This window comes from Rhodococcus tukisamuensis NBRC 100609 (genome assembly GCF_001894985.1).
In the GTDB taxonomy this organism is placed as follows: domain Bacteria; phylum Actinomycetota; class Actinomycetes; order Mycobacteriales; family Mycobacteriaceae; genus Rhodococcus_G; species Rhodococcus_G tukisamuensis.
In genome coordinates this window covers 1-19,386 of record NZ_BCXG01000045.1, presented here as the reverse complement: position 1 = coordinate 19,386, position 19,386 = coordinate 1, and the positions used below count along the sequence as shown (strand labels likewise).

The 19,386-nt window shown below is 70.1% G+C and carries 1 pseudogene; it reads left to right on the top strand.

Going from position 1 to position 19,386, the window contains the following annotated elements:
* Positions 1-7 precede the first annotated feature (7 nt).
* Positions 8-19,386, top strand: a pseudogene (locus tag RT2_RS24555) (non-ribosomal peptide synthase/polyketide synthase); the annotation flags it as partial.

Here is a 19,386-nt window from a genome sequence, read left to right as displayed (position 1 = left end):
CTCGGCGATCGACCAGGGTGCAGTGAAGGCGGCACTGACCGCGGCGTTGCCGGCCTACATGGTGCCGTCGGCGTTCGTGGTGCTCGACGAGTTCCCGCTCAACGCCAGTGGCAAGCTCGACCGGAAGGCGCTGCCGGCGCCGGTGTTCGAGGCGAAGGTGTTCCGGGCGCCGTCGGGCCCGGTCGAGGAGATCGTGGCCGCGGTGTTCGCGGATCTGCTCGGGGTGGAGCGGGTTGGTGCGGACGACGACTTCTTCGAGCTCGGCGGCAACTCGCTGATCGCGACGCAGGTGACGGCACGGCTCGGTGCGGCCCTGGACACGACGGTGCAGGTGCGGACGTTGTTCGAGTCGCCGTCGGTTGCGGCGTTGGCGGTGGCGGTCGAGCAGCACGCCGGGCAGGGTGGGCGCAAGGCGCTGGTCGCGCAGGAGCGTCCGGAGTCGATTCCGTTGTCGCTGGCGCAGCAGCGGATGTGGTTCCTGAGCCGGTTCGACTCCGAGTCCGCAGTGAACAACATCCCGGCGGCGATCCGGCTTTCGGGCGCGCTGGACGTGCCGGCTCTGCAGGCCGCGATTGCCGATGTCGTTGCCCGGCACGAGATCATGCGGACCGTGTACCCCGAGCACGGGGGCGCCGGGGTGCAGGTGATCCTGCCCGTCGGCGAGGTGGTTCCGGACCTGACGCCGGTGGCCGTCGGTGCCGACGAGCTCCTCGCGCGGGTGACCGAGGTCGCGACGGTCGGGTTCGACGTCACCGCGCAGGTGCCGTTGCGCAACACGCTGTTCCGGGTCGGTGAGACAGAGCACGTGCTGGTGCTGGTGATCCATCACATCGCCGCGGACGGGTTCTCGATGGGCCCGCTGACCCGCGACGTGATGATCGCCTACGCGGCCCGTTCGGCCGGCGAGGCGCCGGGTTGGGCGCCGCTGGCGGTGCAGTACGCGGACTACAGCCTGTGGCAGCGGGAGGTGCTCGGGTCGGAGGACGATCCGGAGTCGCTGATCGCCGGCCAGCTCGGGTACTGGAAGTCGGAACTGGACGGCATTCCGGCGCAGCTGGACCTGCCGAGCGACCGTCCGCGGCCGGCAGTGGCGTCCAACGTGGGCGGCACGGTCGAGTTCGCGGTGGAGGCGGATCTGCATGCGGCGCTGTCGGACACGGCACGCGGCAACAACTCGTCGCTGTTCATGGTCGTGCATGCCGCGCTGGCGGTGCTGCTGGCACGGCTGTCGGGTAGCGGCGACATCGCGATCGGCACCCCGATCGCCGGCCGCGGTGACGCCGCGCTCGACGACCTGGTCGGCATGTTCGTCAACACCCTGGTGCTGCGCACCGAGGTCGACCCCGCGGCGCCGTTCACCGAGCTGCTCGGCACGGTCCGGGAGACCGACCTCGGGGCGTTCGGGCACGCGGACGTGCCGTTCGAGCGGCTCGTCGAGGTACTCAACCCGGCCCGTTCGCAGGGGCGCCACCCGTTGTTCCAGGTGGCCCTGTTCTTCCAGAACCACACCCAGCCCACCCTCGAGTTGGGCGGGCTTTCGGTGTCCGGCGTCGACTTCGACGCCGCGATCGCGAAGTTCGACCTGCAGGTCACGCTGACCGAGAGCGTCGACGAGTCCGGCGCACCCGCCGGTTTGGCGGTGGAGCTGACGTACGCGCGGGACCTGTTCGACGAGGCCACCGTGCGGGTCTTCGGTGAGCGGTTCACCCGGGTGCTGCGGGCGGTTTCGGCCGATCCGGCGCTGGCCGTGGGTGATGTCGAGTTGCTCGGCGGCGACGAGCGGGCGCTGGTGCTGGCGGGGTGGAACGACTCGGACCACGTGGTCGAGTCGGGGGATCTGCTGCTCGACGCGTTCGACGCGCAGGTCGCGGCGACGCCGGATGCGACGGCGCTGGTGTACGAGGGCGAGGAGCTGACGTACGCGCAGTTCGACGCCCGGGTCAACCGGTTGGCGAGGTTGCTGATCGCGGAGGGTGTCGGGCCGGAGTCGTTGGTGGCGTTGGCGATTCGCCGTTCGCTGGACCTGGTTGTCGGTATCTATGCGGTGGTCAAGGCGGGTGGCGCGTACGTGCCGGTGGACCCGGACCACCCGGCGGAGCGGATCGGTCACATCCTCGACACCGCCGATCCGGCGTGTGTGCTGACCGTCTCGAGGGACGGCATCGAGGTTCCGGGGGAGCGGTCTGTCCTGCAGATCGACACGCTCGACACGTCGGGGTTCTCGGCGGCGCCGGTCACCGACGCCGACCGGCTCGCGCGGCTGTCGCCGGATCATCCGGCGTACGTCATCTTCACGTCGGGTTCGACGGGCAAGCCGAAGGGTGTGGCGGTCAGCCACCGGGCGATCGCCAACCAGATCGCGTGGATGCTGGCGCAGTACCCGCTCGGCGGGTCGGATGTGTACCTGCAGAAGACCGCGACGACGTTCGACGTGTCGCTGTGGGGGTTCTTCATGCCGCTGCGCGCGGGTGCGCAGTTGGTGGTGGCGACGCCGGACGGGCACCGCGACCCGGCGTACGTCGCGGAGACGATCCGGGCGCGGGGGGTGACGGTTACGGACTTCGTGCCGTCGATGCTGACGGTGTTCGCGGGCGCCGTTGCCCGTGAGGACCTGTCGTCGCTGCGGTACGTGTTCGTGATCGGTGAGGCGTTGCCGGCGGAGACGGTGCGTGACTTCGCGCTGGTCTCCGATGCCGGGGTGCACAACCTCTACGGCCCGACGGAGGCGGCGGTGTCGATCACGTACGCCGACGTCACCGACACCGCGGTCGGCGGGGCGGTGTCGATCGGTCGTCCGGAGTGGAACTCGCAGGTGTTCGTGCTGGACGGTCGGTTGCGGCCGGTGCCGGTGGGTGTGCCGGGTGAGCTGTACCTGGGCGGTGTGCAGTTGGCGCGGGGTTACTACGGGCGGGTGGACCTGACGTCCGACCGGTTCGTGGCGAACCCGTTCGGTGACAGCGGTTCCCGGATGTACCGGACCGGTGACCTGGTGACGTGGCGGGCCGGCGGCGAGATCGACTACATCGGTCGTACGGACTTCCAGGTGAAGTTCCGGGGTCAGCGGATCGAGCTCGGTGAGATCGAGACGGCGTTGTTGGCGCACGAGTCGGTGCTGCAGTCGGCGGTGCTGGTGGTGGCGACGGCGACGGGTGATCACCTGGTGGCGTATGTGGTGCCCGTGCAGGGTGCCTCGGTCGAGGTGGACGGGCTCAAGGAGTTCGCGGCCCGGTCGTTGCCGTCGTACATGGTGCCGTCGGCGTTGGTGGTGCTCGAGGCGTTCCCGTTGAACTCGTCGGGGAAGTTGGATCGGAAGGCGTTGCCGGCGCCGGTGTTCGAGGTGCGGGAGTTCCGGGCGCCGACGAATCCGGTGGAGGAGATCGTCGCGGGTGTGTTCGCCGAGGTGCTCGGTGTGGGTCGGGTCGGTCTGGACGACGACTTCTTCGAGCTCGGCGGCAACTCGCTGGTTGCCGCGCAGGTGATCTCGCAGGTGGGCGCCGCGCTGGACACCCGGGTGCCGGTGCGGGTGCTCTTCGAGGCCTCGACGGTCGAGGCGCTCGCCGCCCGTGTAGCCGAACTAGCCGGTTCCGGCGGCCGCGCCGCGCTGGTCGCCCAGCAGCGGCCGGAGCGGGTGCCGCTGTCGATGGCGCAGCAGCGGATGTGGTTCCTCAACCGCTTCGACACCGCCTCCTCCGCGTACAACATCCCGATGGCGATCCGGTTGACCGGCGACCTCGACGCGGCCGCGATGGCGGCCGCCCTGGGCGACGTGTTCGCCCGGCACGAGTCGCTGCGCACCCGGTACCCGGAGACCGAGGACGGCCCGGTCCAGGTGATCGAGCCCGTAGCGCCCGTGGTCGACCTGACCCCGGTGCGGGTGAGCGCGGACGAGCTGCCGCAGCGGCTGTTCGAGCTGGCCACCACGGCATTCGACGTCACCGCCGAGGTCCCGGTGCGGGTCGTGCTGTTCGCGGTCGACGGCGGAGACTCCGAGTACGTGCTCGGATCCGTGGTGCACCACATCGCCGCAGACGGGGCGTCGATGGCCCCGTTCGGGCGGGACATCATGACCGCCTACGCGGCGCGGACGCAGGGCCAGACCCCCGGCTGGACCGAACTGCCGGTGCAGTACGCCGACTACGCGATCTGGCAGCGCGCGGTGCTCGGCTCCGAGGACGACGCCACGTCGGTCGCGGGTCAGCAGCTCGACTTCTGGCGCACCACGCTGGCCGGGTTGCCCGACCAGCTGGACCTGCCCGGTGACCGCCCGCGGACGGCGACCCGCTCCCAGCAGGGCGGGCGGGTCGCGTTCGAGATCGGCGCCGACCTGCATCGCGGGCTGGGTGCGCTGGCCCGCGAGCAGGGGGCGACCCTGTTCATGGCCGCGCACACCGCGCTGACGGTGCTGCTGGCCCGGCTGTCCGGCACCGACGACATCGCAGTCGGTACGCCGATCGCGGGCCGCGGCGAGGCCGCGATGGACGACCTGATCGGAATGTTCGTCAACACGTTGGTCTTCCGCACCCATGTCGACGGATCCAAGTCGTTCGCGGATCTCCTTGCGGCGGTGCGCGAGTCGGACCTGGCGGCCTTCGGCCACGCCGACGTCCCCTTCGAGCGACTCGTCGAGGTGCTCAACCCGACCCGTTCGACGGCCCGGCACCCGCTGTTCCAGGTGGGTTTCTCGTTCCAGAACCTGGCCCAGAGCAGCGTGGAGCTGCCCGGACTCACGGTGGCCCCGTTCGAGATCGACACCCAGATCACGCAGTTCGACCTGCAGCTGTTCCTCACCGAACGTTTCGACGCCGACGGAACTCCCGCCGGATTCGACGCGATGTTCCACTACGCCACGGACCTGTTCGACCAGTCCACGGTGGAGCGCTTCGCGGAGCGGTTCGTGCGGATCATCGCGGCCGCGGTCGCGAACCCGGCCGAGACGGTCGGCGACCTCGACTTCCTCGACCCGGCCGAGCGTCAGCTCGTGCTGTCGGGCTGGAACGACACGGCGGCCGAGGTCGCGGACGTCACCCTCTCGGACCTGGTCAACGCGCAGGTGGCCGCCGGCCCGGACGCCCCGGCGCTGTGGTTCGAGGGCACCGAGCTGAGCTACCGCGAGTTCGACGCCCGGGTCAATCGCCTGGCCCGCCGGCTGATCGCGGAGGGCGTCGGACCCGAGTCGTTGGTCGCGTTGGCGATGCGTCGCTCGGTCGACCTGGTCGTCGGCATGTACGCGGTGACCCAGGCCGGCGGCGCGTACGTGCCGGTGGATCCGGATCACCCGGCCGAGCGGATCGGCCACATCCTCGAGACCGCGGCGGTGGCGTGCGTACTGTCCACCGCGCGAGACGGATTCGAGGGAGCAGGGGACAGCTCTGTCCTCCTGCTGGACGAGACGGATCTGTCGGGTTACTCCGAGGCGCCGGTCACGGACGCCGAGCGGACCCGGCCGCTGCGTTCCGAGCATCCGGCGTACGTGATCTTCACGTCCGGTTCGACCGGTCGGCCCAAGGGCGTGGCGGTGAGCCACTCGGCCATCGTCAACCAGCTGCTCTGGATGACCGAGAGGTTCGCGCTCGACGGCTCGGACTCGGTGCTGCTCAAGACCGCCGCGACCTTCGACCTGTCGGTGTGGGAGTTCTGGTCGGCCCTGGTCTCCGGCGGCCGAATGGTGATCGCCAAGCCCGGCGGCCACCAGGACCCGGACTACCTGCTCGACCTGCTCCGCAGTCAGGCCGTGACCACGCTGCACGCGGTGCCGTCGACGGTGTCGATGCTGATGGTCGCGGCCGCCGGTGGCGCGCTGTCGGATTCGCTGCGTCGGGTGCTCGCGATCGGTGAGGCGCTGCCCGCCGCCACCGCGCAGACCTTCCGCGGCGCCAACGCAGCAGCGATGTTCAACCTGTACGGCCCGACCGAGGCCGCGGTGTCGGTGACGGTGCACGAGGTGCTCGACGGCGACACCGGTTCGGTGCCGATCGGTGTGCCGGAGTGGAACACCCGTGTCTACGTCCTCGACACCCGCCTGAACCCGGTGCCCGCCGGCGTCGGCGGCGAGCTCTACCTGGCCGGCGCCCAGTTGGCCCGCGGCTACCACGCCCGCCCGGACCTGACCGCGGACCGGTTCGTCGCCGATCCGTTCGGCGCCACGGGTGAGCGCATGTACCGCACCGGTGACCTGGTCACCTGGCTGCCGACCGGTGAGCTCGAGTACCTCGAGCGCAGCGACTTCCAGGTCAAGGTGCGCGGCTTCCGGATCGAGCTCGGCGAGATCGAGTCGGCGCTGGTGCGCGACGAGTCCGTCGCGGCAGCGGTTGTCACCGCCAAGTCCGACGAGCGCACCGGCGACCGTCTGGTCGCCTACCTGGTGCCCGCGGCCGGCGCGGACCTCGACGTGGCGCGGCTGAAGGCCGCCGCGGCGGAGGCGCTGCCGAGCTACATGGTGCCCGCGGCCTTCGTGGTCCTCGAGGCGCTGCCGCTGAACATCAACGGCAAGCTCGACCGGAAGGCGCTGCCGGATCCCGAGTTCGAGGCGGCCGAGTTCCGGGCGCCGACCACGGACGTCGAGCGACTGGTGGCCCAGGTCTTCGGCGACGTCCTCGGCGTCGAGACAGTCGGCCTCGACGACGACTTCTTCGCGCTCGGCGGCAACTCCCTGGTCGCCACCCAGGTCGCGGCCCGCCTGGGTGCGGCGCGCGAGACCCAGATTCCGGTGGCCTGGCTGTTCGAGGCGCCGACCGTCGGCGAACTGGCCGTGCGGGTGCAGGCGCATGTCGGCGGTGGGGACCGGATCGCCCTGGTCGCGGGTGAGCGTCCGGAGCAGGTTCCGCTCTCGCTTGCGCAGCAGCGGATGTGGGTGCTCAACCGGATGGCGCCCGAGTCGGCGGCATACAACATCCCCGGCGGCATCCGGCTGTCCGGCCGACTCGACGTCGCGGCGCTCGAGGCCGCGGTGCTCGACGTGCTGGCCCGCCACGAGGTGCTGCGGACGGTGTACCCGGCTGTGTCCGACGGCCCGGTTCAGCGGGTCGTGCCGGTGTCGGAGACGACCCTCGACCTGACCCCGGTCCGGGTCGACGAGCGGGTGCTGGCGGCGCGGGTCACCGAGGCGGTGGGCACCGGCTTCGACGTCACCACGACCGTGCCGGTGCGGGTGCAGCTGTTCGAGCTGAGCGAAACCGAGCACGTGCTCGTCGTGGTCGTGCACCACATCAGCGCCGACGGCTTCTCGATGGGGCCGCTGGCCCGGGACATCGTGGTGGCCTACACCGCACGTGCCGCCGGCGCGGCGCCGACCTGGGCGCCGCTGGCGGTCCAGTACGCGGACTACAGCCTGTGGCAGCGCGAGGTGCTCGGGTCCGAGGACGACGCGTCGAGCCTGCTCTCCCGTCAGCTCACGCACTGGCAGGACGTGTTGGCGGGGATGCCCGACAAGCTCGACCTGCCTGCGGATCGTTCCCGGCCCGCAGTGCAGACGTTCGGCGGCGCGCGGTTCGAGTTCGACGTTCCGGCGGGCACCTACGGTGCGCTGGTCGAGTTCGCGCAGGCACGCGGCGTCACGCTGTTCATGGTGATGCACGCGGCGCTGACCGTGCTGCTCTCGCGGCTGAGCGGGACCACCGACATCGCGGTCGGCACGCCGATCGCCGGCCGTGGCGAGCAGGAGCTCGACGACATGATCGGCATGTTCGTCAACACCCTCGTGCTGCGGACGGAGGTCGACGGGGCGGCCTCGTTCGAGGCATTGCTGGCGCAGGTGCGCGAGCGCGACCTCGCCGCCTTCGGGCACGCCGACGTGCCGTTCGAGCGGCTCGTGCAGGCACTGAATCCGGACCGCTCCACGGCGCGTCACCCGTTGTTCCAGGTTGCGCTGGCGTTCCAGAGCACTGCCGCGGCCTCGATCGAACTCCCCGGGCTGACGGTCTCCACGGAGGACGCGAACCTCGACAGCTCCAAGTTCGACCTGCAGCTGACGCTGCAGCCGGCAGGTGCGGCCGACGGTCCGATGCATGCCGAGTTCACCTATGCAACAGATCTTTTCGACGAACCGACGGTGTCTGTGTTCGCACAGCGCTTCGTCCGGATTCTTGATGTGATCCTGGTCGAGCCCGCCACCCCGGTCGGCGACATCGAGATCATGTCGGCGGTCGAGCGGTCGGATCTCGCCGTTCGTCAGGCTGCGGCCGCGGACCCGATCGTGCCGCTGCCCGAGCTCCTCGCGGAGGCCTCGGCGTCGAACCCCGACGGCATCGCCGTCCGGTTCGACGGTCGGCAGCTGACGTATCGGCAGATCGACGAGTGGTCGTCGCGGCTGGCTCGGGTGATGATCGGTTCGGGCGTGGGTCCGGGTGCGTTTGTCGCCCTTGGCATTCCGAGGTCGATCGAGTCGGTGCTCGCGGTGTGGGCCGTCGCCAAGACGGGTGCGGCATTCGTTCCCGTCGACCCGAACTACCCGGCGGACCGGATTGCGCACATGGTGTCCGATTCGGGTGCTCGTTTCGGTCTGACCATCGCCGGTTCGGTGGAGGCACTGCCCGCATCGGTGCAGTGGCTCGTCATCGACTCGCCCGAGCTCGAGCTGCACTGCGCGTCGATGTCGTCTGCCCCCGTCCACGATGCCGAGCTGGTCGGCACGTTGCGGCCGGAGAACACGGCATACGTGATCTACACGTCCGGGTCGACGGGCACGCCGAAGGGTGTCTCGGTGAGCCACGGCGGGCTGTCGAACCTGTCGGCTGAGCAGCGGGACCGGTTCCGGATCACCCCCGCGTCGAAGACCCTGCACTTTGCCTCACCGAGCTTCGACGCGTCGATGCTCGAGCTGCTGCTGGCGATCGGGGCCGCGGCAACCATGGTGATCGTTCCGCCGTCGGTGTACGGCGGCGACGAATTGACCCGGTTGCTGCGTGAGGAGCGGGTGAGCCACGCCTTCATCACCCCGGCGGCGCTGGCATCGCTCGATCCCGAGCAGCTTCCGGACCTGGAGTCGGTCATGGTCGGTGGCGAGGCGTACACGCCCGACCTGATGTCGCGGTGGGCGAGGGGCCGCCGGTTCTTCAACGTGTACGGCCCGACCGAGACGACGATCATCGTCACCAGCAGCGATCCGCTGGTGCCGGGTGGGACCATGCCGATCGGTGTGCCCCTGCGCGGGGTTGCCGCGCGGGTGCTCGACGTGCGTTTGCGCCCGGTTCCGGTGGGGGTCGCGGGTGAGCTGTACCTGGCGGGTCCCGGTGTGGCGCTGGGCTACCACCATCGTGCAGGGCTGACCGCGGACCGGTTTGTCGCCGCGACATCTGGCACCGCGGGCGAGCGGATGTACCGGACCGGAGACGTCGTGCGGTGGGTCCCCGGCGCAGACGGGCTGGTGATCGAGTACGTCGGCCGCAGCGACTTCCAGGTGAAGGTGCGCGGTTTCCGCATCGAACTCGGGGAGATCGATTCGGCTCTGTTGGCGCACGAGGACGTGGAGTTCGCCGCGACGATGGGGCACACCAGCTCTGCGGGTGCCACCTCGCTGGTGTCGTACGTGTTGCCGGCCGCCGGACGCACCGTCGACCCGGCGCAGCTGACGGAGTTCGTGGCGCGGTCGCTGACCGCATACATGGTGCCCGCATCGATCATGGTGCTCGACGAGATCCCGCTCACGCCGGTGGGCAAACTGGATCGAAAGGCGTTGCCGGAGCCGGTGTTCGCCGCTCGGGAGTTCCGGGCGCCGACCACTCCGGCCGAGGAGGTCGTCGCGGGCGTGTTCGCCGACGTGCTCGGGCTCGAGCGGATCGGCCTGGACGACGACTTCTTCGCCCTGGGCGGCAACTCGCTGATCGCCACCCAGGTGACCGCCCGTCTCGGTGCCGCACTCGACACCACCGTGCCGGTGATCGCGCTGTTCGAGGCCTCGACGGTGCGGGATCTGGCGGCGGCACTGGAACAGCGGGTCGGCCTCGGTGGCCGGGCCGCGCTGGAGGCGCAGCCGCGCCCGGACGTCCTGCCGCTCTCACTTGCACAGCAACGGATGTGGTTCCTCAACCGGATGGATCCGGATTCTGCGGCGTACAACATTCCTGTCGCGATCAGGCTCACCGGTGACCTCGACACGGTGGCCCTGCAGGCCGCGGTCGTGGACGTGCTCGAGCGTCACGAGTCGCTGCGCACCGTGTTCCCCGAGGTCGACGGGGTCCCGCAGCAGGTGATCGTGCCGACCGCGCAGGTGGTTCCGGACCTGACCCCGGTGGTCGTCACCGAGGACGAGATCCACGACCGGGTGTTCGCGATGATGTCGGCGCCGTTCGACGTCGCCGGCGAGGTGCCGCTGCGTGCCGCGCTGTACGCGACGAGCGAACGGGACTACGTGCTCGTCCTCTCCGTTCATCACATCAGCGCCGACGGCTGGTCGATCGCGCCGCTGACTCGCGACGTGATGGTGGCCTACGCGGCGCGCAACGCCGGGCAGGCGGGCCCGGGTTGGGCCCCGCTCCCGGTGCAGTACGCGGACTTCGCGATCTGGCAGCGTGGACTGCTCGGGTCCGAGGACGACGCGGACTCGCTGATCACCACCCAGCTGGACTACTGGCGCGGTGCCCTGGCGAACCTGCCGGACCTGTTGGAACTGCCCACCGACCGTCCCCGACCGGCCGTCGGGAGCAGCCGTGGGGCGAAGCTGTCCTTCGAGATCGGAACGGAACTGCACGCCGGCATGGGCCGGATCGCCCGCGAGCACGGCGTGACGCAGTTCATGGTCGTGCACGCAGCCTTCGCGGTGCTGCTCGCGCGCCTGTCCGGCAGCGGTGACATCGCGGTCGGCACACCCATCGCGGGCCGAGGGGAGGCCGGACTCGACGACATGGTCGGCATGTTCGTCAACACCCTGGTGCTGCGCACCGAGGTGGACCCCGCGGACACCTTTGTCGAGCTGTTCCGTCGAGTCCGCGACCGCGACGTGGCCGCGTTCGGTCATGCCGACGTGCCCTTCGAGCGGCTGGTCGAGGCGCTCGCCCCGATCCGGTCGCAGTCGCACTCGCCGCTGTTCCAGGCGTCTCTGACGCTGCAGAACCTCGAGCGCAGTGACCTGGAGTTGCCGGGCCTGACCGTGGGCCTGCTCGAATCCGATGTCGCGGTCACCCAGTTCGACTTGGACCTCATCCTCGCCGAGGCGTTCACGGCAACCGGCGAACCGAACGGATTCGAGGCGTGCTTCACGTACGCGTCCGACCTCTTCGACGAGTCCACCGTCGCCGGGTTCGCCGCGCGCTTCGTGCGGATACTCGAGGCGTCCGTGACGAACCCGGCCGTTGCGGTCGGCGACGTCGAGATCCTGGCGGCCGACGAGCGCGAACGGGTGCTGCGGGAGTGGAACGAGACCGCGGTCGATCTCGCGCCGATGACATTGATCGACCCGTTCGACGGACAGGTGACGCGCACCCCCGACGCGATCGCCGTGGTGTTCGAGGGACAGAGCCTCACCTACCGCGAGTTCGACGAGCGTGCGAACCGACTGGCCCGCAAGCTGATCGCCGACGGGGTCGGACCCGAGACGCTGGTCGGCCTGGCGATGAGTCGCTCGCTGGAGTTGATGGTCGGCATGTACGCCATCGTCAAGGCCGGTGGCGCGTACGTGCCGATCGATCCGGAGCATCCGGCCGAGCGCACCGGGTACGTGCTCGAGTCGGCGGCACCGGTGTGCACCGTGACCACCAGCCGGGACCAGGGCTGCCTGCCCGCCGGCTGCACGAAGATCGTGGTGGACGAGGTGGACCTGAGCGGGTACTCGGCCACCCGGGTCACGGACGGTGACCGGCGATCGCCGCTGCGCCCGCAGAATGCCGCGTACGTGATCTACACGTCGGGTTCGACCGGCCGGCCGAAGGGCGTGGCAATCAGCCACGAGTCGATCGTGAACTACCTGGCCTGGCTCACCGACCGGTACGAGATGACCGTGACGGACCGGGTGGTGCAGAAGGCGCCGACCACGTTCGACGTGTCGGTGTGGGAGTGCTTTGCCGCGCTGCAGGTCGGCGGTCGGGTGGTGCTCGCCGTGCCCGGCGGGCACCGTGATCCCGACTACCTGGCGGCGTTGATCGACGAGCAGTCGATCACGATCGCCGAGTTCGTACCGTCGATGCTCAGCATGTTCCTCGCGGCGGGCAAGGCCGACGGACTGGACTCGTTGCGGGTCGTGTTCGCCGGTGGCGAGGCGCTCGCGCCGAACGTGCTGCGGGACTTCGTCGCGGCGACCGGGACGACCATCGACAATGCCTACGGTCCGACCGAGACCGCAGTCGGCATCCTCTACGAGCCGGCGGTCGAGCGGTACGCCGGCGAGGGCACCACCGTCCCGATCGGCGGGCCCAGCTGGAACGCGGCCGCGATGGTGCTCGACACCCGCCTGCATCCAGTTCCCGTCGGCTCCGCGGGTGAGTTGTACCTGTCGGGTGTCCAGTTGGCCCGCGGATACGTCGGTCGTGTGGACCTGACCGCGGAACGGTTCGTCGCCGACCCGTTCGGTCAGCCGGGTGACCGGATGTACCGCACCGGCGATCTGGTGCGTTGGAATCGTGACGGACGGTTGGAGTTCCTGGGCCGCACCGATTTCCAGGTGAAGCTGCGTGGCCTGCGGATCGAGCTCGGCGAGATCGAGGCGGTGCTGACGCGAGCGGATTCCGTCGCGCAGGCCATCGTGACCATGGTGCGCAGCGCGCGCGCCGGTGAGCACCTCGTCGGCTACGTGACCCCGCGGCCCGCCACGGCTCCGACCGAGGCGGACCTGCGCGCCGCGGTGGCCGCCGACCTGCCGGCCTACATGGTGCCGACGCGGATTGTGGTGCTCGACGAGTTCCCGCTCAGCTCTGCGGGCAAGGTGGACCGCAAGGCGCTGCCGGAGCCGGACTTCGCGGTGGCGACCACCGAGTTCCGGGAGCCGGCAACCGAGGCGGAGGCCGTCGTGGCCGCAGTGTTCGCCGAGCTGCTCGGCGCCCCCCGGATCGGCGCCGACGACGACTTCTTCGCGCTCGGCGGCAACTCGCTCCTCGCGATGCGGCTGGTGTCTCGGATCAACGCGGCGCTCGGCTGCAACCTCGGCGTGCGTGCGGTGTTCGAGGCGTCGACGGTGACCGGGCTGGCGGCACAGGTCGAAACGGCCGCGACGGCGTCCGGCGCACCGGCACTGGTGGCCGGACCGCGACCGGACCGGATTCCGTTGTCGTTGGCACAGAACCGGATGTGGTTCCTCAACCAGTTCGATCCGGACTCGTCCGCGTACACCATCCCGTTGGCGATCAGCCTGCGCGGGCGCCTCGACGTCGAGGCGTTGGGACTCGCGGTCCGCGACGTGTTCGAACGCCACGAGTCGCTGCGGACCGTGTTCCCCGACGACGGACAGGGGCCGGTCCAGGTGATCCTGCCCGCCGATCGGGTCGAGCTCGACCTGACGCCGGTGGACATCGACCCGCAGGACCTGCCGGCCACGGTGGTCGAGATCCTCGGTGCCGGTTTCGACGTGACGGCGGCGGTCCCGGTGCGCGGCTCGCTGCTGCACACCGGTCCCGACGAGCACGTCCTGGTCATGGCGATCCACCACATCAGCGCGGACGGCGTCTCGACGGCGCCGATGGCACGCGACCTCATGTCGGCCTACGTGGCACGCACCGCCGGAGCGGCTCCGGCATGGGCGCCCCTGCCGGTGCAGTACGCGGACTTCACGCTGTGGCAGCACCAGGTACTCGGCTCCGAGAGTGACCCGGAGTCGTTGGCCGCCCAGCAGATCGGGTTCTGGAAGGACGCTCTTGCGGGGCTTCCGGACGTGCTCGAGTTGCCGACGGACCGGCCCCGACCGGCGGTGGCGTCCGGTCGTGGCTCCCGGCTGCCCTTCGAGATCGACCCGGACGTGGCCGCCGGCATCGAGGCACTCGCCCGCGAGTACGGCGTCACCACCTTCATGGTCGTGCACGCCGCGTACTCGGTGCTGCTCGCGCGCTTGTCCGGCAGTGCCGACATCGCGGTCGGTACGCCGATCGCCGGCCGCAGTGAGGCCGCGCTGGACGACCTCGTCGGGATGTTCGTCAACACCCTGGTGTTGCGAACCGAGGTCGACCCGGCCGGATCCTTCGGCGAACTGCTCCAGAAGGTCCGAGTGGCCGACCTGGCCGCGTTCGGGCATGCCGAGGTTCCGTTCGAGCGACTGGTCGAGGCACTCAACCCGGCTCGCTCGCAGTCACATTCGCCGTTGTTCCAGGCGTCAATGACGTTGGAGCTCAACGAGGACTCCACCCTCGAACTGCCGGGGCTGACCATCAGTGGTGTCGACTACGAGGCCGACACCACCCAGTTCGACCTGACGCTGATCGTCACCGAGGGCGTCGAGGTCGGTGGCCGACCCGGTGGGATGGCTGCCGCCCTGCGGTACGCCACCGACCTGTTCGATCGGGCGACAGTCGAGTCGTTCGCGGAGCGGTTCGTGCGGATCCTGCGCGAGGTGGTCGCTGCTCCCGACGTGCTGGTCGGCGACATCGAGCTGCTCGGCGACGCCGAGCGCGAGCGGGTGCTGTTCGACTGGAACGCGACGGACGAACTGATCTCCCCGCAGACCCTCGTGGACCTGTTCGAGGCGCAGGTCACGGCGACGCCGACAGCGGCGGCGCTCACCTTCGACGGCGAGTCGCTGACCTACGCCGAGTTCTCGGCGCGAGCGAACCGGTTGGCCCGGCACCTGATCTCGATCGGTGTCGGTCCGGAGTCGCTGGTGGCACTGGCCGCGCGCCGGTCGTTCGACCTGCTCGTGGGCATCTACGCGGTGCTCGAGGCCGGTGGCGCCTACGTGCCGATCGACCCGGATCAGCCGGCCGACCGGATCGGCCACATTCTCGACTCCGCGGACCCGGTGTGCATCCTGTCCACGACGCGGGACGGATTCGAGGCGCCGGGGGACAGGTCTGTCCTGAACGTCGACGCGCTCGAGCTGTCCGGCTTCAGTGCCCGCCCGGTTGTCGACGCCGATCGCATCGCGTCGCTGGCCCCCTCGAACACCGCCTACGTCATCTTCACCTCGGGATCGACCGGCCGTCCGAAGGGCGTCGCCGTCAGCCACGGGGCAATCGTCAACCGCCTGCTGTGGATGCAGTCCGAGTACCGGCTCGGCGGCACGGACGCGGTGCTGCAGAAGACTCCGGTCACGTTCGACGTGTCGGTGTGGGAGCTGTTCTGGCCGCTGCAGGTCGGCGCGCGTCTGGTGATCGCGGTGCCGGACGGCCATCGGGATCCGGCGTACCTCGCACGAGTGATTGCCGCGGAGTCGGTGACCACCGCCCACTTCGTGCCGTCGATGCTGGCGCTGTACGTGGCGGAACCTGCCGTCGCGTCGGCGTCCTCGCTGGTTCGCGTGTTCGCCTCCGGTGAGGCGCTGCCGGCCCAGACCGCAGACCGGCTGCGCGAGGTGGCGCCGCAGGCGCGGCTGCACAACCTCTACGGCCCGACCGAGGCCGCGGTCGACGTGACCTTCCACGAGGTCACCGAGGCGGACCGGGTGAGCGTGCCGATCGGCGCACCGGTGTGGAACACCCAGGTGTTCGTGCTGGACGCGCGGCTGCGGCCCGTTCCGATCGGGGTGGCCGGCGAGCTGTACCTGGCAGGGGACCAGTTGGCCCGTGGGTACGTCGGCCGGCCCGACCTGACCGCGGACCGTTTCGTGGCCAGCCCCTTCGTGGGCGGGGCCCGGATGTACCGCACCGGCGACCTGGTGAAGTGGATCGGCAACGGTGAGATCGACTACCTCGGCCGCACCGACTTCCAGGTGAAGCTGCGCGGTCTGCGGATCGAGCTCGGTGAGATCGAGACGGCCCTGGTGGGCCTCGAATCCGTCGCACAGTCGGTCGTCACGCTGCACCACGACGACCGTTCCGGTGAGGCGCTGGTCGGCTACCTGGTGCCCACCGCCGGCGCCTCGGTGGACCTGGCCGACGTCAAGGCCGCGTTGCGCGAGAGCCTGCCGGCCTACATGGTGCCGACGGCCTTCGTGGTGCTCGAGGCCTTCCCGCTGAACGCCTCCGGCAAGCTGGACCGCAAGGCGCTGCCGGCGCCGGTCTTCGAGGCGAAGCAGTTCCGGGCGCCGACGACCCCGGTCGAGGAGATCGTGGCCGGCGTGTTTGCGGAGCTGCTCGGTATCGCCCGGGTGGGCGTCGACGACGACTTCTTCGAGCTCGGCGGCAACTCGCTGATCGCGACCCAGGTGGCGGCGAGGCTCGGCGCGGCGTTCGACGCCGCGGTGCCGGTGCGGACCGTGTTCGATGCATCCACCGTCGAGGCACTCGCCGCGGCGACGGGTGTGCTGGCCGGCAGCGGCGGCCGGATCGCGCTCACCGCGCAGCGGCGACCGGAGCGGATCCCGATGTCCCTGGCGCAGTCTCGGATGTGGTTCCTGAGCCGGTTCGACAGCGAGAGCGCCGTCAACAACATCCCGGTCGCGGTCCGGCTGACGGGCGAGCTCGACGTGGCCGCGCTGCGGGCCGCGGTCGGAGACGTGCTGGCCAGGCACGAGATCCTGCGGACGGTCTACCCCGAGCACGAGGGCGCCGGCTTCCAGGTCGTCCTGCCGGCCGACCGGGTCAGCGTGGACCTGACGCCGGTCGCGGTCGCGTCTGACGAGCTGCTCGCCCGCGCCACGGAATTCGTCGCCGGTGGGTTCGACGTCACCGTCGACGTGCCGCTGCGCGCCCTGCTGATGAGCATCGACGGCGGCGAGTCGGCCCCGGGGACCGACCACGTCCTGGTGTTCGTCGTGCATCACATTGCCTCCGACGGATTCTCGATGGGGCCGTTGGTGCGGGACGTGATGATTGCCTACTCGGCACGGAAGTCGGGGGAGGCGCCGTCCTGGGCACCGCTGGCCGTCCAGTACGCGGACTACAGCCTGTGGCAGCGCGAGGTGCTCGGGTCGGAGCAGGACACCGACTCGCTGATCGCACGTCAGCTCGGGTACTGGACCGAGACGCTGGCGGGTCTGCCCGCGCAGTTGGATCTCCCGTCCGATCGCCCGCGTCCCGCCGTCGCCTCCAACCGTGGCGCGTCGGTCGGTTTGGACCTCGACGCCGGCCTGCACGCCGCGCTCGGCACGGTTGCGCGTGCCCACGGCGCCACCCCGTTCATGGTGGTGCACGCAGCGTTGGCGGTGCTGTTGGCACGGCTGTCGGGTACCACGGACATCGCGATCGGTACGCCGGTCGCGGGTCGCGGTGACGCCGCGCTCGACGACCTGGTCGGCATGTTCGTCAACACCCTGGTGTTGCGGACCGAGGTCGATTCGGCCGAGTCCTTCGCGGACCTGCTGGGCCGGGTCCGTTCGGTCGACCTCGGGGCATTCGGGCACGCGGAGCTGCCGTTCGAGCGGCTGGTCGAGGTGCTCAACCCGGTCCGGTCGCAGGGTCGGCACCCGTTGGTGCAGGTCGCCTTGTTCTTCCAGAACCTCGCGCAGTCGAGCCTCGAGCTCGACGGGCTCGACGTCTCGGCGGTGGAGTTCGACGAGGACATTGCCAAGTTCGACCTGCAGGTCACCATGTCGGAGTCCCATGGGGAGGACGGGACGCCCACCGGGATGCGGGTGGACCTGAACTATGCGACCGACCTGTTCGACGAGCAGTCGATCCGTAGGCTCGGCGACCGGTTCCTGCGGATCCTCGCAGCCTTCGTCGCGGATCCCACCGCGGTCGTCGGGGACGTGGAGCTGCTCGAGGTCGCCGAGCGAACGGTGCTGCTGGAGAGCTGGAACGACTCGGCCCGCGAGTTGCCGTCCGGTCAGCTGCTCCTGGACGGGTTCCGTCGCCAGGTCGAGGCCACCCCGGACAACATCGCGGTGGTGTACGAGGGCGAGTCGCTCACCTACGCCGAGTTCGGAGCGCGGGTGAACCGGCTGGCACGCCTCCTCGTCGACGAGGGCGTTGGTCCGGAGTCGTTGGTGGCGTTGGCTGTTCGACGTTCGTTGGATCTGGTCGTCGGCATCTACGCGGTGCTCGAGGCGGGCGGCGCCTACGTGCCGATCGACCCGGACCACCCGATGGAGCGGATCGGTCACATCCTGGACACCGCGGATCCGGCCTGCGTGCTGACCACCGCGCGAGACGGGTTCGAGGCGCCGGGAGGCCGAGCCGTCCTGTGCATCGACACGGTCGACGTGTCGGGCTACTCGGCAGCGCCGGTTCTCGACGCGGAACGGTCCGCGGTGCTGCGTCGTACGCACCCCGCATACGTGATCTTCACGTCGGGCTCGACCGGCAAGCCCAAGGGCGTCGCCGTCGATCACGGCGCGATCGTCAACCAGATGGAGTGGATGCAGGGCGAGTACCTGCTCGACGGCTCGGACGTCTACCTGCAGAAGACCGCGACCACCTTCGACGTCTCGCTGTGGGGTTGGTTCATGCCGCTGCGGGTGGGTGCGCAACTCGTGGTCACGACCCCGGACGGCCACCGCGACCCGCTCTACGTCGCGGAGAAGATCGCCGAGCACTCGGTCACTGTCACGGACTTCGTGCCGTCGATGCTGACGGTGTTTGCCGACACGGTGTCCTCGGCCGGCGCGTCACTCGCCTCGTTGCGGCACGTGTACGTGATCGGCGAGGCACTGCCCGCGGAGACGGTGCGGGCGTTCTCGGCAGTCAGCCCGGCCAGGCTGCACAACCTGTACGGGCCGACCGAGGCCGCCGTGTCGATCACCTACCGTGAGGTGACCGGCGAGGGCAACTCTGCCGCGGTGGCCATCGGGCGACCGATGTGGAACTCGCAGGTGTTCGTCCTCGACGGGCGTCTGCGTCCGGTTCCGGTGGGTGTGCCCGGTGAGTTGTACCTGGCGGGCGACCAGTTGGCGCGCGGATACTACGGCCGGGTCGACCTCACGTCTGACCGGTTCGTGGCGAATCCGTTCCGCCCCGGTGGCGAGCGCATGTACCGCACCGGCGACCTGGTGTTCTGGGGCGCTGACGGGGAACTCGGCTACATCGGACGCACCGACTTCCAGGTCAAGTTCCGTGGCCAGCGCATCGAACTGGGCGAGATCGAGACGGCATTGCTGGCGCACGACGCGGTCCTGCAGTCGGCGGTGTTGGTGGTCTCGACGGCGACGGGCGACCACCTGGTCGCCTACGTCGTGCCCATGCAGGGTACGCAGGTGAACTCGGAGGACCTGCTCGGTTTCGCGTCGACGTCGTTGCCCACCTACATGGTTCCGTCGGCAATCGTCGTACTGGCGGAGTTCCCGTTGAACCCGTCCGGCAAGCTGGACCGAAAGGCGCTGCCGGCTCCGGTGTTCGAGGCGCGCGCGTACCGGGCGCCGCAGACCGGGTCCGCACGACTGGTTGCCGAGACCTTCGCCGAGGTGCTCGGGCTCGAACAGGTGGGTCTGGACGACGACTT